Raw genomic sequence first — 21,886 nt, 5'->3', positions numbered from 1 at the left:
GTATTCAGAAGCTTAGAAGGCTCACGAATCGGAGTCTATCCTTAAACTCCCCCGCACCTATTACGCTGAGTCCCTACTTTCCAGCAAAAGTTATATAAGCCTTACCGGGTTTCGAGTTTGTAGTTTCGGATTTCGGGTTTCGAATTGGCCGTTTGCGGTTTTTGGTTCGTGGTTACGGTTTTAGAGTCTAGGCGAAATACTTGCATCAAGGTACTTTGCTGCAAACTAGTGGCCTTACTAACCATGTTTGTCTACACGTGACACACAAAATAGAAAGAGCTGTCCCCTAACGTCAGACAAATGACGTTGGGACAGCTCTTTTTTCACTCTATATTCAACTTCATATCTATACTCATATCTATCACTCTACTCAACCCAAGATCGAAGCAGAAAGAAACCCTTGCAACTCCACGCTCTCCACGTCATCTTGAACCCTACTGTAACCCATTCCCAACCCACAGCTCTCCCTTTCACAACTGCGGTCTACGAATCCAACCATCCCCTACGAATCAGCTACAACCGTGCGGATCATAATCCGTAGCGCATCCAACATCATGGGAATAGGCAGCGAAGGAACGGAAGGCTGCAACACAGCCATCTCTGTAGAGGCGGGAAAGTGTACAAATCCGGCACGGATCGGAAGTTGCCCTACTCGAATGTGATCCAGCACCCGGTACATTGTGTTGTTGCAGATATATGTACCTGCTGTATTGGACACGGCAGCGGGAATACCTGCTGCGGACATGTCATTCACCATGGCACGTATGGGCAACGTGGAGAACAAACCGTCCGGGCTGCCATCTGCAATGGGCTCGTCCACAGGACGCTGCCCCTGGTTATCTGCGTAGGAGCCAGGCGGAATATCTTTGACATTCACGGCGATCCGCTCCGGTGTGATGGACGTTCTGCCCTTGGCCAGCCCACAGGCGATGACAACATCTGGCCGATAGGCTTCCATCTCTGCGATCAGCAGGTCTGCACATTCATCGAAGTGCACGGGCAACAGTACTGTTTTTAGCTCAGCACCCTCGATCACTTCGTTTGCAAGAGCCTCCATTAACACCCCCGTCGGATTCACCGCATCCCCGCCAAAAGGTTCAAACCCGGATATCAGAATCTTCACCATCACATGTCAGCTCCTGTCTGTTTACTCCGATTTGTAACGCAAACCCCACTGGCCCCGAATGGTGTCCATCAGCTTCATAATTTCCAGAGATTCGTCCAGTTTAATGGTATTGCTCTCCGTGCGGTCTTCTAGGATACAGCGTCCCGCTTCTTCTGCCTCAAAAGCATAACCAATGCACGTTCGATCATCCGTGAACTTCTCCGGCTCATCCTGACCATTCACATGCAGATAGGCTTCTTTGCCCGCCAGGAATAAAGGGAGACGAATCTTGCCTTCCGTACCGTATATGACCGCTTCATTGCTGAGGTTCAGACGAATGGCAGCACTCAGTGACGCAGAACGTCCCTCGGAATAGGACAATAATACGGAAAACTGCTCGTCCACACCCGTCTCACCGATATTGGCCGTACTCCATACATGCTGGGGCTGTTCGCCAAAGATCATCGAAGCAAAAGAAATCGGGTACACTCCTGCATCCAGCAATGCGCCCCCACCCAGATCCGGATTAAGCAACCTTCCTTCCGGCTCCCAGCCAACACGGAATCCAAAGTCTGCCTGGAGCAAACGTACTTCACCGATTCGTCCTTCTGCAATCCATGCTCTGGCTTGAGCGATTGGTGGCAAAAAGCGTGTCCACATCCCTTCCATCAGGAAAAGGTTGCGCTCCCGTGCCGTCTCCACCAGTTGCTCCAACTGACGCGCATTCATCGTAAACGGCTTTTCACAGAGCACCGCTTTACCTGCCTCCAGACAAGCCATTACATTCTCCTTATGCACAGGATGAGGTGTGGCCACATAGATAATATCTACCTCAGGATCCTGAAGCATCTCATCATAAGAACCGTAAGCGCGTGCAAAACCATATTCAGCTGCAAACTTCTCCGCACTTCCCGCTGTCCGTGAACCTACCGCTGCTTTCTCTGCGTTCCCGGCATGCTCCAAATCCTTTGCAAACTGGGATGCAATCCATCCCGTGCCCATAATGCCCCAGCGTACTTTGTCCCGTCCCACTACTTCTGTCATATTAAAGCCTCCCTACTGCAATTTGAGTTGAAAAGGTTCATGATTCAGATCAGGCCAACATGTTATCCCCTTTATTTTACCAAAAAGAAACGCTTACGTCAGAAAACGATTTCGATTATGTGCTTTCAATAGAATTCAAGCTCATCAGGGCCTCGAACATATCTGTGTACATTTCAATTCTCCAGTAGATTTGCTAAGATTATCAGCAGACTAGGGCCAAGAAGTCTTGTCCCTAAACATACTTGTAACTAGCGACAATCTGGTTAAACTATCGATCACATCTGATAACGGGATCATACCCGTGTGCTATTCATAAAACCCTGACTATACTGCAAACGCGCTTTGGACAAGGCAGCCAGTAATCATAACATCATGCAAAACGCATCAATAGTTGTTCAAGAAAGACCTACAGGTCCAAGAAAATATGGTAAGTTCCAGATTCAATCATTATCTAACTGTTCAAAAGAGAGGAGGTCGCATAGCACCATGACTACCATTCCCGGTACCACCCACAGCGGCATGAATCCACACATGTTACATCAGCAGACAAGTCCCAATGCAGAAAAGGAATCCTCAACCCGGGCAGGCCTGGATGCCTTCCTGAATGATACCCTGATTGAACTTCGTCAGGCAGAACATATAATAACCCGTGGGAAATGGCGCTGGTCCACAACTGAGCTAGCTCATCATACCTTCATATACATGCACAAATTCACAGGCCAACTGATCATGAATGAGACCGAATCCCACGTGGTTCGCAAATCAGCTTGTCTGTGCACACCAGGAACTGCAATTGAACTGATCGGAGATGAAGACCATGATATTGAACTGTATATCATTCACTTTGATCTGTATCGGGCTACGGAGAAGACAAAAGCCAGACGAATCTACGAACGTGAGCTCAGTTCACCTGTTACAGGCTGGATTCAGGGCCCATTTTACGGTATACAGCGCATTGCCGCACAGCTTACACAATTAACCCAAGAAGGACTGGAAACAGGCTTGAAAGCACAGCTCCTCCTGACAGAACTGTTACATATACTCTGGCCTCAAGAAGACCAGACTGACGTAGTGGCTGGACAGGATGAACCCGAACAGTGGCTTAGGTCCACCCTGCAATACATGCGCGAAAACTACATGCACGAGATCAAGCTGGAAAAGTTGGCTGAACTGGCTGACATGCATCCATCCTATTACTCGCAGCTATTCAAGAGCCGCATGCAGAAAAATCCGATTGAATACATCACTCATCTGCGTATGAACCGGGCCAAGGAATTGTTGCTCACTTCCGATCTGCGTATCCGTGATGTGGCTCGTGAAGTGGGTTACCGTGACGAATTCTATTTCAGCCGACGTTTCCGGAACCATGCTGGATATGCCCCCACTTCCTATGCGAAGCAGGTCCATCGGAATATCGTGTCGCTCTCCTATCCATACACGGACCACCTGATGACACTTGGCATCACGCCATGCGCAGCTCAGATTCAGGGCCACCTGCCTCATATGCCCAAATCGCTGGCACTGCCCTTCCACGCTTATGAACCGTGGGAACAGGGACGTCAGGCCTTCCTGGATGTAAATCCTGAATTGATTCTGACCAAGGACAATGCAGCTGCCAAAGCGATGGAGCATATTGGCGATATCGCCCCCATCATCACGATTCCCTGGAACCAGACAGACGTCTTTGGTCATCTGCATCAGATTGCATCCATAGTGGATCGTACCCAAGCAGCCACAGATTGGCTGGATCGACATGAACGCAAGGCAGAGCGTGCACGCAAAAAAATCAAGGAATTCGTCGGGGACATCACCGTTGCCGTTGGCACGTTAACGCCTAAAGGTCCACGGATGTACAGCCATCGCAACTTCGGACATGTCTTTTATCGAACCTTGCAATTGGCCGCTCCTCAGCGGATTCAGACCGAACTGGCTGGCAAATCTCCCGGCGTTGGATTCAACTGGCTGCCCTTCACACCAGGGGAATGGGACGGACTGGAGGCAGATGTGCTAGTACTGGCGATTAATTCTATGCATGAAAAGGCAACACTGTTGAAAGAGATGGCTTCGAATTCACTATGGAACAGCCATCCTGCGGTAAAAAACGGACGTGTACATCTCATCGACTGGAACTCATGGGTCGTATATGCTCCATATTCCATCAACATCCAGCTCGATGAAGCGCTCTCTATGTTGACGAACAAACCTTCACTTTTGTAATCTAAAAAATGTCCATCTCCAGAATCTTAATTTATGCCATGTACGGGCCTGAATTAAGATTCTATAATGATCACTAATTGATAATGATAATCAATAACAATGAAATGCGTTGTTGGTACCAAAGGAGTGACCCGTATTCAACATCCGGGACTGCCACATCGTCCGTCTAATTCAAAAAAATCTGCAGTGACCGTTGGGCTGACGTTTTTGTCTGCCATAGCCATACTGCTGCTAAGTATGTTTGTCGCAATCTCTTTAGGTGCCAAAGGGTTAACGCTGGAAACCGTATGGGCTGCCATATTTCAGTACAACCCAGCTTTGACACCACATCAGATTATTCATGAACTGCGGCTGCCTCGTGTCCTTGCCGCGGTTATTATCGGTGCTGCCTTTGCCGTTGCAGGAGCTTTAATGCAAGGTATTACGCGTAATCCGCTGGCAGACACGGGCATTCTGGGCATCAATGCTGGAGCCACTTTTGTCGTAGCACTGAGCTTTGCCTTTTGGCCCGGACTGCCGTACGGCTGGATTATGTTTTTATCATTCCTGGGGGCTGTTCTCGGCACACTGCTTATCTTCCTGCTTGGAATGGCAGCACCTGGTGGTCTGAATTCCATCAGACTGACCGTTGCCGGAGCCGTTATTGCAGCCATGTTAACCTCGCTCAGCACAGGAGTTGCCATTTATTTCGACCTGAGTCAGGATCTGGCCTTCTGGTATGCGGGAGGTTTTGGCGGAATAGAATGGCGGCATCTCAAGCTTATTCTTCCCGTGCTGCTCGCCACACTAGTACTGATCATGCCACTCGCCCGGCGTGTATCGCTTATGTCACTCGGTGAAGAAGTAGCGATTAATCTCGGGATCAACCTGCGCTGGACGAGGTTTCTCGCCCTCGCAGCGGTTGTTGTGCTAGCTGGTGTGTCCGTGTCGGCAGTAGGCTCAATTGGATTTGTCGGGCTCGTCATCCCCCATATCTCACGCAAACTTTTGGGTGTGGATTATCGACTCATCATTCCGATGTCTTCACTGCTGGGAGCGATATTACTGGTGCTCGCCGATCTGGGATCACGCATCGTGAACCCGCCCGAGGAACTCGCGGTAGGCATTATGGTCGCTTTTGTCGGTGTACCGTTCTTCCTCTATCTGGCCCGTAAAGAAAGGAGGGCCTTGTAGCGATGAATTTTAATACACCCTCACGAGGTAAACGTTCGATAGTTGTCAGTATCACTCTGCTCTGCATCGCCATTGCCGTTATTGTGATCAGCCTGAACACGGGAACCATTCGTCTCTCCCCAGTGGCTGTGTTACAGACTTTGTTTGGTAATGGCAGTTCGGATGATCAAATTGTACTGTTTGATTACCGACTTCCTCGCATCCTTGTAACTGTACTGGCCGGAGCAGGACTTGGTATTGCTGGAGCAGCCCTGCAAGGGATTACCCGCAATCCACTGGCGGACCCGGGTATTCTGGGATTACATGCGGGGGCAGCATTTGGACTAATGGTGTTTGTTAGTCTCTCCTTTACAATGGATGGCTCTGTGGCCTTGCTGATCCCGTTGTTTGCTTTTGCAGGCAGTGTTGCCGCCGCTCTGATCATCATGCTGCTGTCCTATGATCGGCACAACGGCGTATCACCCATTAAGCTGATTCTGGTGGGAATCGCGGTAGCGGCCGGGTTCCATGCGTTGACACTCTACCTATCCCTGCGTCTGGATGAAGACACCTATTCCTTTGCCGCTCGCTGGTTGGCAGGTAGCGTCTGGGGCCGGGATTGGATTCATGTGCAAGCATTGCTTCCTTGGGTGGTGTTATGTATCTCGTACATCTGGAGTCGATCCAAAACGCTCGATGCCTTCAATCTTGGAGATGCTGCCGCAACCAGTATCGGGACACCTGTCCGATCCCAGCGTATTATTTTGCTGCTCTGCGCCGTGGCCTTGTCTGCCGTTAGTGTATCGATGGCTGGCGGGATCGGCTTTATCGGTCTGGCAGCGCCACATCTGGCGCGCAGGCTTGTCGGTCCGATGCATCGGCATCTGATCCCTGCTGCCGGACTCATCGGTATGGTTATTCTGGTGACCGCCGATACGATCGGGCGAACGATCTTTCAGCCTAACGCCATTCCGGCAGGCGTGGTGGTTGCTGCGATTGGTGCGCCTTACTTTTTGTACCTTTTAGTACGAAGCAAGTGATCTTTTTTTTCAAAAAACAATAAAGACATCCAAGAGATGTTCAAGGAGAATGTGACTACCCATGTTAAAGAAAAATCTTATGCTTGTCATGAGTATCTGTCTGGTGCTTGTGCTCGCAGCCTGTGGAACGGCCAATAATTCATCATCTGCTTCTGACGGATCGTCCACGGATACTTCAAGCAAAAATCAGGACAACAGTGCAAGTTCAGGAGAGCCACGTATTGCCTCCATGTCGATCCATCTGACCAATGATCTGCTGTCTCTCGGTATTACTCCAGTTGGTTCCGTTATCGGTGGCGAAGCCAAAGGTTTCCTGTCCCATGTTGCTGATCAACTTCAAAATACAACGCCACTTGGTCCGGTTAAAGACCCGGATATGGAAGCTTTGCTTGCCCTGAAACCCGATGTGATCTATCTGGACGAAGAATTCTCCGGTGGTGATATTGCCAAATTCGAAAAAATTGCTCCGGTGCATGTCTTCAATCTGGATGACGGTACATGGCGCGATCATCTGAAAGACATTGGCAAACTCGTGAATCGCGAGAAGGAAGCCGATCAATACATTCAGGACTACGCGACCGAAACGGAAGAAGTGAAATCTCTGATTCAAGACACGATTGGTGATGGAACAGTAATGGCGATCCGTGTTACTGCCAAGGAATTACGTGTGTTCAGTACACGTCGTCCCATGGGTCCCATTTTGTATGAGGATCTTGGTCTGACTCCTGCCAAAGGGATCACAGATATCGATTCGACTAAACCGTATCAAGTCGTCTCCCGTGAAATATTGCCGGACTATGATGCAGATGCAATCTTTGTGGTTGTGAATTCGGATGATGAAGCCCAGACCATGTTCAAGGAGCTGCAAAACAATCCGATCTGGCAAGGTCTGAAAGCAGTCAAAGCCGGTCATGTCTACCCGATTGGTGCACAACCTTGGCTCGATTACTCATCGATCGGTAATAAAATGGCCATGGATGAAGCCAAAGAAATGTTCTCCAAAAAATAAAGTGTCCGATACATCTGATACCTATCATCTATAAAAAACAATAAAAAACCTCACTTTGAATTGGAACAGCGTAGGTATGAATCATACTTACGGTATATTCCCCTCAAAGCTGAGGTTTTTTGCGTTGGATCTGCCAGCAAGCTGCAGTCCATCCTCTTCCACCAAGTGCGCTCACAGTGTACAGACAATGACCTCAACATCCGTATCGGCAAAAGCTTTCTGGATAATCGGACTGACTTTCTCCCATTTCAGTCTGTCCAACCCGCATCCTATTCGGGGCATCGCCAGTTTGGTAATACCATCCTTCACACACACGTCTCGCATGGATTCTACCGCATTAGTCAACGATTGATACGTCGGCTTATTGGAGAACTTTGCCTTGGTGACCAGATTCAGCGTCCGTCCTACCGGATAACATCGTCCAATCTCAAGTGGCTCTTGTCCCGCCTGTTCTTGAAGATTTTCCAAACCGAATCGTTCGCGAAACTGTACCGCAATGCCCTTGCCCATCCTTGCATCGGCTGATATGCAGTGTGCAAGCGTGTACTCATCCCCCAGTTCAAATAAATCCTGTTCTCTCTCATGAAACTGCATCGCATTCATCTCCTTTTGTCCTGCTTCCTTCTTCAAGCTACATCCTTTGTTCTACTTAATTAGCCCTCTGCCAAAAAACGTTGAAATGCCTTTAATGTTCTCTGACCTGCGGATCGATCATATACCGCAAATACAATTCGTTCAAAGGAGTCCTTAAATCCCTCTCCCACTAACACATCATGAAAATACTTCGCCACCACTGCCGGTTCATTACGAAATACGCCGCAACCGTACGCGCCCAGAACAATCGTACGGTGACCGTTGGAAACAGCCACATCCAGAATATAACGAATACGTTCCTTCATCACGGACTCAATCTGTAGATCATCCGCTTCTCCACGCTCTTTCACCACACCCGCATTCACCGCTGGCGCAGTAATGAATGATGATACATAATATTTGTCCAGCAATCGGTCTTCGTCATCCCGGATCACCGGAACATCCGGTGAATAGATCATATAATTCGAATAGAGACCCGATCGCTGTTTGCGATTGTACTCGTACATTTCATCCATTTGGGTGATGCACGGGTATAGTCCTGTCGCTCGGGCCAGACTCTCTTCCTGTGCCTGACTTCCACCAAGGAAACCGCCGCCCGGATTTTTCGCCGATGCAAAGTTCAGACAGACCACATCTTCTCTTCCTTCAGCTACCGTCAAACGTAAAGCAGCTCCAAGTGTAGTCTCGCCAGTAACTTCAATGCGACCCGGTGCAGCCTCAACTCCAGCGGATGGGGCCGTGGGTTGAATTCCAACGTAAGCTTCTGTACGAAGCTTTTCTCTGAGCGCGGACAATTCTGCTGGACGGTATAACACCGAATTTCGGATGGCTTGCTGCACATCGGTACCTATCTCAACCTTGCGATCATACCCATTTACGTATTGCCCTTCATCCAAAATAGCCAACGTCTGCTGTGCGATATTAGCCCGAATAGTACGTGGATTGGAGCCGGCAATACCACTTGATCTATCGAGTTTACTGTTGTTGCTGTATCGCCCACTGCTATTGTTTTTATCCTGTTGTTGATCACTCATCTGAATCACATCCTATATCTTCTCTTAGACGGGTCAAAATCTCACCCAGCCAGTTGGTTCCCCGCCATGTTCTTCGATTGCGAATACGCCGGTCTTCCTCCGCCAGTCCCACACCCCAGATGCGATCATCCGGACTTGCTTCCACAAGAGTCGTTCCACGAGTGGCGCGCAGCGCGGTTAGCAGTTCTTCATTTTGTGTAAATTTGGCCCAATTCCCCTCGCAAACGATGCGCTGGCACTCAGCTTCCCATAACGTCCGGTCGAAACCTGCGACCTGTCTGCCCAGCTTTTTTTGCACCGAAGCAGAGCTTGCCTTCAGAATCTTGTCTGCGATGGTCTGGTCACCAAACAACAGTGCTTTCTGGTGCATCATGTATTGCTCCGCACTCGTGTAGTGAACCCCGTTCACGGTAAAATCCGCCGGGTGCCACTGTGAGAACGGAGATTCAGTCCGCCAGAAAAACGTAAACTTTTCCATCCATATCCCCTCTTTACATGCTCCTCATGTATGCAATCATCCCGCAAACATCTTGAATGACTTCATTCGATTTCAGTGATGCACACCATCTTCTATAAGTTCTGCCTCTCTGGATTCAATCTGTATAAGCGTGATGGTCGATGACCGGCACTGCTCGCATACTCTCCTGTCTCAATGACCCAATCGGCGATTTTGCGCCGGAAAGCGGCAGCCAGCAGTTTTTTGCCACTGATGATCTCATGTACTTTCTGAAGTGCAGTCAGCGTAAACGTCTCCGGCATCAGATTAAATGCAATATCCGTGTACTCGATCTTGGATCGCAGACGCTCAAGCGCATAATGAATGATCTTGGCATGATCAAATGCAATCCCCTGAACCTCCCCCAACGTCAAACGATGGCTCCGTACTTTTCCTTCTATTGTTTCTTTCGTCTCAACAATTGCCGATAACTCTTCTGTTCCATTGGTCAAAATCAACTGCAGCCTGCGTTCTGTCACACGTCCACGCTCATGGATATGGCGTTTCTCTTCCAGAAGTCGCTGTTCCACCCGAAACCAATTGGCCTCACTGGCATCATCGCCAGCCTGAAGCTCCAACTCGCTGCTATCCACCAGCGCCATATAGGAACAGCTGATGACCCGTGTACGCGGATCTCGCTCCACATCTCCCCAGGTGTACAGTTGCTCCAAATAAATATCATCCAGCCCCGTCTCCGTCAACAATTCCCGCCGAGCAGCATCTTCCAATGATTCCTGCATGGAGACAAATCCACCCGGTAACGCCCACTGTCCCAGATAGGGATGGCCACCCCGCCGGATCAGCAGTAACTGGAGTTCGGGTTCCGCGAGCTTGCGATAGTTCTCCTGAGCCTCACTGCGTATCGTAAAGACCAACATGTCCACGGTGACGGAAGGACGTTCGTAATCACCAGCATTATACGTTTCCAGAAACTGTTGTTCACTGATATGTACCTGTTCCTGTTGCTCCCGGTAATCGGGAGCTTTTCCTCCAGAGGAACCTTCATAAGTCATAATAACCAAACTCCATTCTGTTATTAACATTATGTTATTAACAATTAGATAATATCAATTTATCACATCATTTTATGTCAGGTCAATATTTCCAGTCCAAAATAAATGATCTGTATTCACTTGACGATATGTCAAATCGAACTTAAGATTTAGTTAGTCGACTAACTAAATGTGCGTGTTCAAAAAGTGTGGTTTTCAGTACCGAGAAGATGGAATGAAGGTAGAAATGGAGTAGATGATATGAACCCAGTCCAAAACGATCGGTTAATGGGACAGCTATCCGAACTCGTGAAACTGAAACGTTACAAGGTTCATGAGAAACTTGTGAACCACCCCGAGTTATATCCGGGGCAGCCCCCTTTGCTGTTCCAGCTTGAACGGGAAGATGGCCAATCCCAGAAAAATCTGGCCGAACAACTTCAGCGCAGTCCCGCTACGGTGACCGTCATGCTTAAGCGCATGGAGTCATCCGGTTATGTGAGACGCGAAGCAGACCCGAAGGATCTGCGCAGTCTGCGAGTCTATCTGACGGATCAGGGGCGCTCCGCGTTACAAGAATTGAGAGAAGTGATTCAGGAGTTGGAACAGCAGGCCCAGAAAGATTTTACACCAGAAGAATCCCGGATCATGTCTGCACTTGCACAGCGTATGCTCCAAAACCTGCGTGAATCCTGAGTTGATGCAGACTCGCGACATCGTTTAAAAGAAAATACTTATGCAATGAACATTGAGGTGATTCCCTATTGTGGACGTTAAAACGATTCTTGACCCCGTATAAGTCGGCGGCGATCGTCGCCCCGCTGCTCATGGTACTTGAGGTTACCATGGACCTGCTCCAGCCCAAACTGATGTCCAGCATCGTGGATGATGGTGTGCTTGCAGGCAACCTTTCCCATATCATAACTACAGGTCTGATCATGCTACTTGTTGCGTTAATCGGCTGGGTTGGCGGCGCAGGCTGTACACTCTATTCAAGCAAAGCTGCCGTTGGATACGGCACAGATCTGCGCCAGGAACTGTTTGACCATATTCAAACCTTTTCCTTCCGTAATCTGGATACGTTTCAGGAAGGATCTCTGATCACTCGTCTAACCAGTGATATCACCCAGATGCAGACCTTTGTGCAGATGCTGCTGCGGATGTTTATCCGTTCGCCGATGCTGATCATCGGTAGTATCATTATGGCGTTTACGATCAGTGTGAAACTGGCTTTGATTCTTATTGCGACTGTGCCGGTACTATTTATTATTTTATTTATTCTGATAAAAGCTTCCTATCCGCTGTTCGCCAGTGTGCAGAGCAAGCTTGATCAGGTCAATGCTGTGCTTCAGGAGAATCTTGCTGGCATTCGAGTCGTCAAGGCGTTTGCACGTGCACGTCTGGAGAAAAAGCGCTTCAAGCAATCCAACGAAGATTACACTACAACCGCCGTCAAAGCCTGGCGTATTGTAACGCTGAATGCACCCGTGCTCAGCCTGATGCTGAACGCTACCATTGTAGCGGTGCTGTGGTTCGGAGGTTTCCAGGTAGTCGGAGGCGATATTGCTGCTGGAGATCTGATTGCTTTTATCAACTATGTCACGGTTGTACTCTCGTCCCTCACGTCCATCGGCATGATGATGATGAGTTTCTCCCGCGCCAAGGTATCTGCTGCACGGATCAACGAGGTGTTACATACACAGCCGGATATTCAATCGGGAACCGACAACTCCGGGAATGTGCAGTCACCCCCGACTACCCGTGATCAATCCCAATACCAAACGTCTTCCCTTTCCTCACGCACAGACGGTCAAGTGGAGTTCAGAGACGTATCTTTCCGTTATGACGGAGATCATGCACTCACCGGCATTAACCTGAAGGCTCGCCCGGGTGAGAAAGTGGCTCTGATCGGTTCAACAGGTTCAGGCAAAACCTCGCTCGTGCAGCTGATTCCCCGTCTATACGATGCTTCGCAGGGTGAAGTGCTCGTGAATGGAGTGAACGTTCGCCACTGGGATCTTCAGGATCTTCGCAGCCGTGTGTCCATTGTGCTACAGGAATCCATCCTCTTCAGCGGCAGCATCCGGGATAACATTTGCTTCGGCCGGCCCGGTGCAACGGATGCTGAATTGCGTGCTGCGGCACAAGCTGCGGCAGCGGATGATTTTATTATGAAACTGAAAGACGGGTATGACACGGAACTGGGGCAACGCGGCGTCAATCTGTCCGGTGGGCAGAAACAGCGTATATCCATTGCACGCGCCCTGCTCATGCAACCGGAAGTGCTCATTCTGGATGATAGCACCAGTGCTGTGGATCTGCGCACGGAAGCGAGTATTCAGAAGGCTTTGCAATCCTTGATGAAAGACAGCACGACCTTTTTGATTGCACAGCGGATCTCTTCCGTGAAGGATGCAGACTGTATATATGTCATTGATGAAGGACAGATCGTTGCCAGGGGCACACATGATGACCTTATGGCTCATTCATCACACTACCAAGCGATCTATTATTCGCAGCAACGGAAGGAGGATGTTCAATTTGGCTAAACCTGCATCTTCCTCCATTCAACAAACCGTCGTGCCTCCGATCGGAAGACCCGGACCAGCGGGAAGAGGACCTGTTCCCAAAGTCCGAGCCAAAAATGCTCGCCATGCTCTGATTCGGGTATGGTCGTACATGGGACGTCATCGCAAAGGAGTCATTGCTGCATTGGTTCTAACCGCTCTCGGCACACTGCTCAATCTGGCAGGGCCTTATCTTCTCGGCCGCGCCGTTAACGAACATATCGTTCCCAAAGTAACAGCGGGTTTACTGAAGGAATGTCTCCTCTTGCTGAGTGTTTATGTCTTTGGTTCGCTCCTGATGTGGGCTCAATCCTATGTCATGATTGGTGTGTCCCAACTGACCGTTAAAGATCTGCGTCATGCGTTGTTCTCCCGACTGCAAGAGCTGCCTGTCAGCTTTTTTGATAAAAATCAAAGCGGGGACCTGATGAGCCGGGCCACCAATGATATCGATAACGTATCTACAACGCTGAATCAAAGTGTAACCCAACTGATGTCCAGCGCCATTTTGCTCGTTGGCTCCTTGTCGATCATGTTTGCACTGGATGTTCGGCTTACCCTGCTCAGTCTAGTGACTGTACCCTTGATTACCATCGCCACTCGCCTGATCGCGTCAAGAACACGCAAACACTTCACCGCTCAACAGAAATTGCTTGGTGAGCTTAATGGGTATGCTCAGGAAACTATTGCTGGACAAAAAGTCGTAGCTGCTTATAATCGTCAGGATCAGGCACATCAACATTTTGAAAATCTGAACGAGAAACTTCGCACATCCAGCACACAAGCCCAGACCGTTTCGGGTCTGGTTGGACCTACAATGAACGTGATGAACAATATCGGGTTTGCCATACTGGCTTCTGTAGGTGGATGGATGGCTTATCATGATCTAACATCCATCGGACTGATCGTCAGCTTTCTCGCTTACTCCCGCCAGATTGAGCGGCCACTCAACGATCTAGCCAATCAGTATAATTTGATTCAGGCTGCAATTGCAGGTGCTGAACGTGTATTCCACATCATGGATACGCCTGGTGAATACGTGGAAGAACAGAAGAAACAACTGGATCAGATTCAAGGCAAAGTGGTATTTGAAGACGTCTCCTTCGGGTACAGTGCGGAGCGAGACATTCTGAAGAAGGTTAGTTTTACTGCAAAACCTGGTGAGATGATTGCACTTGTTGGACCCACCGGCGCAGGCAAAACGACCATTATCAACCTGTTGCCCCGTTTCTACGAGATTACAGGCGGAAGGATTACCATTGATGGATGTGACATCTCGGAACTGGAGAAGGATCAACTTCGTCGGCAACTCGGCATTGTACTTCAGGATGCATACCTGTTCTCGGGTACCATTCGCGAGAATCTCGCCTACGGCAAGCCGGACGCAACGGATGAACAGATCAGACAATCGGCTGAGCTGGCGAATGCACATTCGTTCATCCGCAAACTGCCACAGGGCTACGATACCCCTATCATTTCCGGGGGAAGCAACCTGAGTCAGGGACAACGACAACTGCTGACCATTGCCCGGGCAATTCTGGCTGATCCGGCCATTCTTATTCTGGATGAAGCAACGAGCAGCATTGATACGCGTACAGAGATGAAGATCCAGGAAGCGATGCGCACATTAATGAAAGACCGGACCAGCTTTGTCATCGCCCACAGACTGAGCACGATTCGTGAAGCCGATCAGATTCTCGTCATTGATGATGGACAGATTGCTGAACGGGGAAGCCATGACGAGTTGATGCAGCAACAAGGATTCTACTATCAGTTACATCAGGGACAGCTCAATAAGTCGAACTAAAGCGTGTCTGCAAAGCTACTCCATGCCGAAGCGGACCTTAGCGCTTACGGAGCAAACAAGTGCGCTCTATCCTGAATGTGGGGAGAACATTTCCTTCTTGTGCGAGTAAACAATCAGGACGCCGTAAAAGCGGAGTTTCTCTATTCCAAATGAAAAGCTCTGCTCCGTGCCGGGCGGAATTGGAGGACATCGTCCAGCTCGCGGTTGGAGCAGAGCAAGAGCGTAAGCTAACGAATCTGAGGCGTCTTATTCAAGCTTTTAAAGCTCCCTCAGAAATCTAAAGAACCTGAGAGACGTTATAATCAAACAAACAACCCTTTTCAGCGTTTTTTTCATGAGATTTGGGAAATAACGTGTCTGAAGTTTCTTACAAATTAAAGTGAGGACCTGAAGGCCAAATAAGACGTCCTATGTTCCTTAGATAGTCGACTACCCATTCGCCAGGATCAGCCACGCTTGAACTTCAGACTTTTATACGCTGACCTCCATCATCATATCGCTTACTTGAAATTGCAGACACACTCTTATATAGCAAAAATGATCTGAACCGATGTGGAATCCACACATTAGTTAATCGAAATATAAACGCCGCACGGGGTTCTTCAGGACCCATGCGGCGTTTTTTTGATTTTATTTAATGACTATTTAATTGCTATCTCTGGGTCAGTTATACGATTTACGTCTCCATGGGCAGATGAAGCGTGAAGGTGGAACCAACCCCCATTTCGCTATGGACGGTAATTTTACCATTGTGATCCTGAACGATTTTCTGGCAAAGTGCAAGTCCAAGTCCCGTACCTTCTTCTTTGGTTGTATAAAAGGGATTAAAGATTGTGGATAGCGAATTTTCCGGAATGCCGCTTCCTGTATCTGTAATTGAAATGAGTACTGCATCTCCTTCCTGCAACAAATCCATATGAACCTCACCAGGGTCTGTCATTGCTTCAAAAGCGTTACGAATCAGATTGATCAATACCTGCACAATCTTATCCCGATCCATGTTGATCACGACTGGCTCATTAATCATTTCAAGCGTAATTCGATGCCCACGGGATGCCGCATCTGACTCGGTCAAAGACATTACTCGTTCAAGGCAGTGCCCCAATTGTTCCGGCTTCATGTGATTGGCATGTGGTTTGGAAAACTGCAAAAATTCAGCTGTCAGATCGGTTACTCTCGTCACCTCACCCATAATCACTTCATACCATGGCGCGATATTAAACGCTTGTCCACGGGAAAGCTGCAGGAATCCCCGGATTGCGGTAAGCGGGTTCCGAATTTCGTGAGCCATACCCGCGGCCAGTTCACCAACGGCCCTTAGTCTTTCGGAACGAAATACTTCTTCTTCATTTTTCAGCCACTTGCTGCGCTGTTGTTGAAGCAGCCTATCCTCGGCTACCGTCATAAAGTGCTGCAACGAATCCGACATCTCCGGGTACAGAGAGATGCTGTAGCTTACCTGGAATCCTTGAAGCTGCACGGATAACAGTGACGACATTCGTTCTTCCACATCCTGTATCTCCGGCAAAACGACCGCAAATCGGTCTCCTGCATACCGGGATATGCCATAGGCTTCGGTGAAATGATTGCTGATCATCTGACCTGTACCTGTGATTACCGTACACCAAGGATCTTCTGAATCTTTTTTAAAGCCGCTAAAGTTATTGACGTTCAAAAGGACAAGCAAAAAAGACCGTTGCTCTTCTACTGTCTTATGTAACACCTCCATGTAACCTTCGTAATTCAACAGTCCGGTAAGCGGATCATGCAAGGTCAGGAACCGATTTTTTTCCCGAAGCCTGCGCTTCTCGACCTCACTGTTGATTAAGGTATGATACAAAAAAATGATAACAACCGAGGTTAACAGGTCAAATAACGAAACCAGCAAAGCATATGTATCTACAGGCACATACGAAAGCCGAATCACCGTATATTGCAGCATAAGCAGCAACGAAATCGGCAAGGTCTGCGCCAACCGTGGTTTGTCCTGGATCATTGAAATAATGAGCATATAATACAGCATGTTACACCAGTTGAGTTCACTGAAATAGTGGAATATCCCGAGAAAAATCCACTGAAACTTTCGCAGCACAGGATATCGTCTCTCCCCATAAATACTTGCTACCAATAATGTCGCCGAAAGTGACATTATTGCCATATGAGGGGTAAGCCTGAGAACATAAGAGGACAGAATGACAAGCAGACAACCTAGCGGGAATATCACCATTTTCATCGTGTAACTAAGCAAACAGCCTCGCCCCCTTTGACATAAAACTCACATCAAACAACTTATGTACATGTATTATATCGATTATGATTAGCTGATGTTGTCGATTAGTGGAGGCTCGTCAAATTCGCATGAATGTATAAATTATGAAGGCAATAGGACATATGATGTAATTGTAATCAACAAAAGTGAAACAATTCCTCTTCGCATATCATTATTGTGGTACAATACATTAATGGATTAATTTAGGATAAATTCTTAGTTATGGAGGACATCACATGACAACACAACGAAAACCACTGGGCTTCGGAACGGGGCCTTGCCTTTAACTTTCCATGGGGCAAAGCAAATTTTATGATCAGTCATTATCTTCTTAACTTAATAAACATACCGATTTATAGCAACGGAACTCAAGGACTTCACATTCCTTTTGTAGTAGCAGCCCTCTTCTGGATTCCAGCCTTCTTGATTGCCAAAAAATATCGTGCGCATTTTGGTACCAGTGTATCTTATAACGTCGCCGGATTTATGTTGCTCTTATGTATCATTGGACCAGTTATCCCCGTTATCGATTGGATGGTCAATGGTTAAACAATTAAAGCCAGCTCTCTATATCCCGAGGGCTGGCTTCTTTGCTGCTTTTCCATATAAGATGAACAAATTATTTACACGATAACGTAGAGGTCAGAAATAACCTGAAGAAGCGGAGCTAAAAGCTTTCTGAAAGAAAGCTACATCGGAAGCATACACCTCGCCTTTATCCCCGGATTTTCCCTTCTAATTAGAAGGGAATCAAAAAATCTGGGGATAACAGCGATCAGAAGGTTGTTCTGTCATCGGAGTGACTGGTGTAACCTCTTGAGGCTCATCTTATTTCTTTGCCATATACTTACGGATGTCAAAAGCCACAGCAGCAACAATGATCAATCCTTTGATAATCAACTGCCAGTATGGACTCACACCGATAAACGTCAGGCCATAGTTAATGACCCCGAAGATCAGCACTCCCGCCATAACTCCAGGTACTGTTCCAATACCTCCCGCCGTTGATACGCCGCCTACCACACATGCGGCAATCGCATCCAGCTCATACATGTTACCGTAATTGTTTGTTGCTCCACCTGTTCGTGCTGCCTCAAGCACACCACCCAGACCATACAGTGCACCCGCAATGGCATACAGGGCAACCAGGTTGCGTGCCACATGAATCCCGGATACATGTGCTGCCTGAATGTTGCCACCGATCGCGTACATGTTTTTGCCGAGACGTGTTTTGTTAAAGATCACCCAGCAGATTAATGCCACCGCAATAGCAATGAGGACAATATACGGGATGGAATAACCCCCGCCCAGATCAATGTATCCAGAGCCAATAACGGTGAAATCGGGTCTCAATCCTCCAATCGGCTGTGACTGGTTGGGTTCTGTATCAAAATAAATGGAGTTCAGTCCATACACAGCAACCATTGTACCCAGCGTTGCGATAAAAGGGGGCACATGTAATTTGGCGACAATTAGTCCATTTACCAATCCCACGAATAGACCCGCGGTAATCCCGACAAGGATCGGCAGACCCACCCATAAGTGGGGCAGATCGGGGAAGAAGCGGTTGGCATACTCATCAATTTGCAGCATCGATGCCGATACAACAGCCGTCAGACCAACCACCCGTCCAGCGGACAGATCGACCCCGCCCGTGACAAGGATAAAGGCTGCACCGAGCGCAATAATAGCCCGTGTGGAGGATTGCTGTAAGATGTCCCGCAGTGTGGAGAAGGCAAGAAAATTCGGATCGGCAATAGCTATACCAATGATGAGCAGAATCAATACGATAAAGATGGCGCGTTGTGTTACATATTGTTTCACTTGATTGATCATCTGTGTGTTCATCTGTTTCCCTCCTGACTAAGCCATCCGCTGCTGCGCGGCCAGCCTCATAATATCCTGCTCTGTTGCCTCGGCTCCGTCCACGATTCCGGTGAGACGCCCTTCGCTCATCACCATAATGCGATCCGACATACCCAGCAGTTCGGGCATCTCCGAGCTAATCATGATAATGCTTTTGCCTTGACGAGCCAGTTCCGTAATAATGGTGTATATCTCGAACTTGGCCCCTACATCGATTCCACGTGTCGGTTCATCCAGCAGCAGAATCTCCGGGTCGGTCAGCAACCACCGGGCCAGTAGAACTTTCTGTTGATTACCGCCAGACAGGTTGCGAATCAGCGTGTTAACTGAAGGCGTTTTGGTTCTAAACTTCTGCGTCTGTTCCCGTGCCTCTTCCCGGCCCTTCTTCTCGTCCAGCAAACCCACACGATTTCGGTAGCGCCCCAGACTGGCAATGATTGTGTTCTCATACACCGACAACACCGGGAATATCCCTGTAACCCTTCGTTCCTCCGTGAGCAACGCAATGTTATGACGCTTCGCTGCTGCGGGGGAGTTAATCTTCACCTTGCGCCCATGAATCGAAATCGTACCTGAAGCGAGTCCACGCAGTCCGAACAAGGACTCAATCAGTTCTGTCCGCTGTGCTCCAACCAAGCCGCCAATGCCGAGCACTTCACCTTTTCGCAGCTCAAAGGATACATCACGAAACGATTTGGACTGGTTTGATGTCAGCCCCTCGGCTTTTAATATCACTTCACCGGGTACGTTCGTCCGTTCCGGGAAACGTTCGTCCAGATCACGACCCACCATGCGCGTAATAATCAGATCTGTCGTTAAATCCGCAGCATCCCAAGTCCCGACAACGAAGCCATCACGCATGATGGTCACTTCATCCGAGATCGTCAGGATCTCCTCCATCTTGTGGGAAATGTAGATTATGGATACGCCGCGACTGCGCAGTTCATTAATAATGGCGAAGAGCTGGTCCACTTCCTTGCCTGTCAGGGAAGAAGTTGGCTCATCCATGACGATGACTTTGGAATTGAACGAGACCGCCTTGGCGATTTCCATGGATTGAATCTTGGAGACAGACAATGTTCCGGCCTGAGCCTTCGGATCAATATCCAGGTTCAGGTCCTTGAACAGAGATAGTGTATCGGTATACATCCGTTTCTCGTCCACCAGTATTCCCCTCATCGGAAAACGACCCAGCCAGATATTCTCCATCACCGGACGATGCGGGACCGGGTTCAGCTCCTGATGAATCATGGATATGCCATGCTGAAGTGCCGCTTTGGAATTCGGAATATCCACATCCTTTCCTTCGATGCGTATCGTTCCTTCATCCGGGTGATACATCCCGAACAGACATTTCATAAGTGTGGATTTGCCCGCTCCATTCTCTCCCATCAAGGCGTGAACCGTCCCCGGCTTCACTTTCAATGTGACCTGACTTAGTGCCTGCACACCCGGAAATGCTTTGGAAACTCCTTTCATCTCCAGCAGGTAAGGTGACTCCATCTTGTATCCTCCCTTCCATATGACCGGCAAAAAAGGGACGCTACCCGAATGTCGGACGTCCCTGTCTCGTGCTGTTATTGGGCGTCGGCAATGTTGTCTTTTGTAATCTTTTTGTATGCAATCCAGACGTATTTACCATCTGTAATGTCGTATTTGGTATTTTCCTTCGTTGGTGTCTCACCTTTGGCAAGTACCGAAGCCAGTGCCACCGTGGCTGCACCCTGATTCTTGGCATCATTAAGCACCGTGCCCAGCATCGTGCCATCCTGTAGAGCCTGAATGGCTGGAGCTGTTGCATCCACACCTACAACCGGCATCGATTTGCCATCCTTGAAGTATCCGGCTGCTTTCAATGCCTCAATGGCTCCCAAGGCCATGTCATCATTGTTCGCGAGAACGGCTTCAATCTTGTCGCCATGGGAAGCCAGGAACGCCTGCATTTTCTCCTGACCCTTCACGCGGTCCCACATCGCCGTGTCTTCCGCCAGTGCTTCCACTTCGATACCGGCATCCTGGATCGCCTGAACCGAATATTTGGTCCGAAGCTCTGCATCCTGGTGACCCGGTTCCCCTTTCAGCATGACGTATTGCAGTTTGCCATCGCCGTTTTTGTCCGCTTCCGGATGTGCTTTCCAGTAATCCACAATCAGCTGTCCAGAAATTGTACCGGACTCCTCCGCTTTTGCTCCTACGTAGTACACCTTATCCCACTTGTTCATATCTTCAGCCACTGGCTCACGGTTGAGGAATACCACTGGAATGTTTGCTGCCTTAGCCTTGTCAATGATGACACCTGCCGCCGTCCGGTCCACCGGATTCACGGCCATTGCATTGTATTTCTTGGACACAAACAGATCAACTTTCTCGTTCTGGGTTGGCTGTGCATTCTGGCTATCCACGATATCCAGGGTCGCAATACCTTCCGCTGCTGCGGTCATCGCATTACGTACACCCGTCATGAATGTATCATCGAATTTGTAGATGGCAACACCAATCTTGGGCGTTTCCGTACCGGCTGCTGTCTGGCCTCCTGTATCTGTTCCCGTACTTCCACCTGCACTGTCTCCGCCGCTGCTACACCCCGCCGCCACAACCATACATGCCGTAATCAACAGTGTCATCCATGTTTTCTTCATATCCTAATGACCTCCCCCAAGTTCATTCGGCTTCACCGATGTCTTTATTATGAAA

Annotated in this window: 17 protein-coding genes; 7 read left to right on the top strand and 10 right to left on the bottom strand. The window is 48.7% G+C overall.

The window, feature by feature from the left end; translation table 11 throughout:
• Nucleotides 1–502: 502 nt before the first annotated feature.
• Nucleotides 503–1,126 carry a pyroglutamyl-peptidase I gene (locus NZ043_RS14875; RefSeq protein WP_339312446.1) on the bottom strand — a complete coding sequence of 208 codons (624 nt, stop codon included), beginning with the start codon at nucleotides 1,124–1,126 and terminating at the stop codon, nucleotides 503–505.
• A gap of 21 nt (nucleotides 1,127–1,147) precedes the next feature.
• On the bottom strand, nucleotides 1,148–2,149 hold the full coding sequence (locus NZ043_RS14870; protein WP_339312442.1) for a Gfo/Idh/MocA family oxidoreductase: 1,002 nt from the start codon (nucleotides 2,147–2,149) through the stop codon (nucleotides 1,148–1,150).
• 486 nt (nucleotides 2,150–2,635) lie between these two features.
• Between NZ043_RS14870 and NZ043_RS14865 the strand changes: the two genes are divergently transcribed.
• The 4 genes from NZ043_RS14865 to NZ043_RS14850 all read left to right on the top strand — a co-directional run bounded on the left by NZ043_RS14865 (nucleotide 2,636) and on the right by NZ043_RS14850 (nucleotide 7,567).
• Nucleotides 2,636–4,366 (top strand): AraC family transcriptional regulator, encoded by a 1,731-nt coding sequence (locus NZ043_RS14865; RefSeq protein WP_339312440.1) that lies wholly within the window; start codon nucleotides 2,636–2,638, stop codon nucleotides 4,364–4,366.
• Between the two features lie 99 nt (nucleotides 4,367–4,465).
• A complete protein-coding gene (locus NZ043_RS14860) occupies nucleotides 4,466–5,539 on the top strand; it encodes an iron ABC transporter permease (RefSeq protein WP_339312438.1) in 1,074 nt (357 codons plus the stop codon).
• Nucleotides 5,540–5,541: 2 nt separating this feature from the next.
• Nucleotides 5,542–6,558 (top strand): iron ABC transporter permease, encoded by a 1,017-nt coding sequence (locus NZ043_RS14855; RefSeq protein ID WP_091034232.1) that lies wholly within the window; start codon nucleotides 5,542–5,544, stop codon nucleotides 6,556–6,558.
• A 61-nt stretch (nucleotides 6,559–6,619) separates the two neighbouring features.
• On the top strand, nucleotides 6,620–7,567 hold the full coding sequence (locus NZ043_RS14850; RefSeq protein WP_289391343.1) for an iron-hydroxamate ABC transporter substrate-binding protein: 948 nt from the start codon (nucleotides 6,620–6,622) through the stop codon (nucleotides 7,565–7,567).
• A gap of 171 nt (nucleotides 7,568–7,738) precedes the next feature.
• Here NZ043_RS14850 and NZ043_RS14845 read toward each other — a convergent pair whose 3' ends face one another.
• From NZ043_RS14845 to NZ043_RS14830, 4 genes are all read right to left on the bottom strand, one after another.
• Nucleotides 7,739–8,161 (bottom strand): macro domain-containing protein, encoded by a 423-nt coding sequence (locus NZ043_RS14845; protein ID WP_289391342.1) that lies wholly within the window; start codon nucleotides 8,159–8,161, stop codon nucleotides 7,739–7,741.
• Between the two features lie 59 nt (nucleotides 8,162–8,220).
• On the bottom strand, nucleotides 8,221–9,195 hold the full coding sequence (locus tag NZ043_RS14840; protein WP_289391341.1) for a TIGR02452 family protein: 975 nt from the start codon (nucleotides 9,193–9,195) through the stop codon (nucleotides 8,221–8,223).
• A complete protein-coding gene (locus NZ043_RS14835; RefSeq protein WP_339312431.1) occupies nucleotides 9,188–9,673 on the bottom strand; it encodes an NADAR family protein in 486 nt (161 codons plus the stop codon). Before NZ043_RS14835 ends, NZ043_RS14840 begins: the two co-directional genes overlap by 8 nt.
• A gap of 92 nt (nucleotides 9,674–9,765) precedes the next feature.
• Complete coding sequence (locus tag NZ043_RS14830) at nucleotides 9,766–10,704, bottom strand: NUDIX domain-containing protein (protein WP_339312430.1); 939 nt, start codon at nucleotides 10,702–10,704, stop codon at nucleotides 9,766–9,768.
• Between the two features lie 240 nt (nucleotides 10,705–10,944).
• Here NZ043_RS14830 and NZ043_RS14825 point away from each other — a divergent pair, with 240 nt between their 5' ends.
• The 3 genes from NZ043_RS14825 (at nucleotide 10,945) to NZ043_RS14815 (ending at nucleotide 15,057) form a co-directional block, all read left to right on the top strand.
• Nucleotides 10,945–11,379 (top strand): MarR family transcriptional regulator, encoded by a 435-nt coding sequence (locus tag NZ043_RS14825; protein ID WP_017690321.1) that lies wholly within the window; start codon nucleotides 10,945–10,947, stop codon nucleotides 11,377–11,379.
• 68 nt (nucleotides 11,380–11,447) lie between these two features.
• Entirely contained in the window at nucleotides 11,448–13,232 is a 1,785-nt protein-coding gene (locus NZ043_RS14820; protein ID WP_339312427.1) for an ABC transporter ATP-binding protein, read from the top strand.
• Nucleotides 13,225–15,057: an ABC transporter ATP-binding protein gene (locus tag NZ043_RS14815; protein WP_339312425.1), complete on the top strand. Its 1,833-nt coding sequence runs from the start codon at nucleotides 13,225–13,227 to the stop codon at nucleotides 15,055–15,057. The genes NZ043_RS14820 and NZ043_RS14815 overlap by 8 nt, the downstream gene beginning before the upstream one ends.
• A 676-nt stretch (nucleotides 15,058–15,733) precedes the next feature.
• Here the strand turns inward: NZ043_RS14815 and NZ043_RS14810 are convergent.
• The 4 genes from NZ043_RS14810 to NZ043_RS14795 all read right to left on the bottom strand — a co-directional run bounded on the left by NZ043_RS14810 (nucleotide 15,734) and on the right by NZ043_RS14795 (nucleotide 21,831).
• The gene (locus NZ043_RS14810) at nucleotides 15,734–17,305 is read right to left on the bottom strand and encodes an ATP-binding protein (protein WP_256332322.1); all 1,572 of its coding nucleotides are present in this window, start codon (nucleotides 17,303–17,305) and stop codon (nucleotides 15,734–15,736) included.
• 849 nt (nucleotides 17,306–18,154) lie between these two features.
• Nucleotides 18,155–19,174: a galactose/methyl galactoside ABC transporter permease MglC gene (gene mglC / locus NZ043_RS14805; RefSeq protein WP_017690326.1), complete on the bottom strand. Its 1,020-nt coding sequence runs from the start codon at nucleotides 19,172–19,174 to the stop codon at nucleotides 18,155–18,157.
• A gap of 15 nt (nucleotides 19,175–19,189) precedes the next feature.
• The gene (locus NZ043_RS14800; protein WP_339312421.1) at nucleotides 19,190–20,695 is read right to left on the bottom strand and encodes a sugar ABC transporter ATP-binding protein; all 1,506 of its coding nucleotides are present in this window, start codon (nucleotides 20,693–20,695) and stop codon (nucleotides 19,190–19,192) included.
• A 74-nt stretch (nucleotides 20,696–20,769) separates the two neighbouring features.
• Complete coding sequence (locus NZ043_RS14795) at nucleotides 20,770–21,831, bottom strand: galactose ABC transporter substrate-binding protein (protein WP_036672480.1); 1,062 nt, start codon at nucleotides 21,829–21,831, stop codon at nucleotides 20,770–20,772.
• Between the last annotated feature and the right edge of the window lie 55 nt (nucleotides 21,832–21,886).

The organism is Paenibacillus sp. FSL k6-2145, assembly GCF_037976585.1.
Taxonomy (GTDB): Bacteria; Bacillota; Bacilli; order Paenibacillales; family Paenibacillaceae; genus Paenibacillus.
This window is presented reverse-complemented; position numbering and strand designations above follow the sequence as displayed.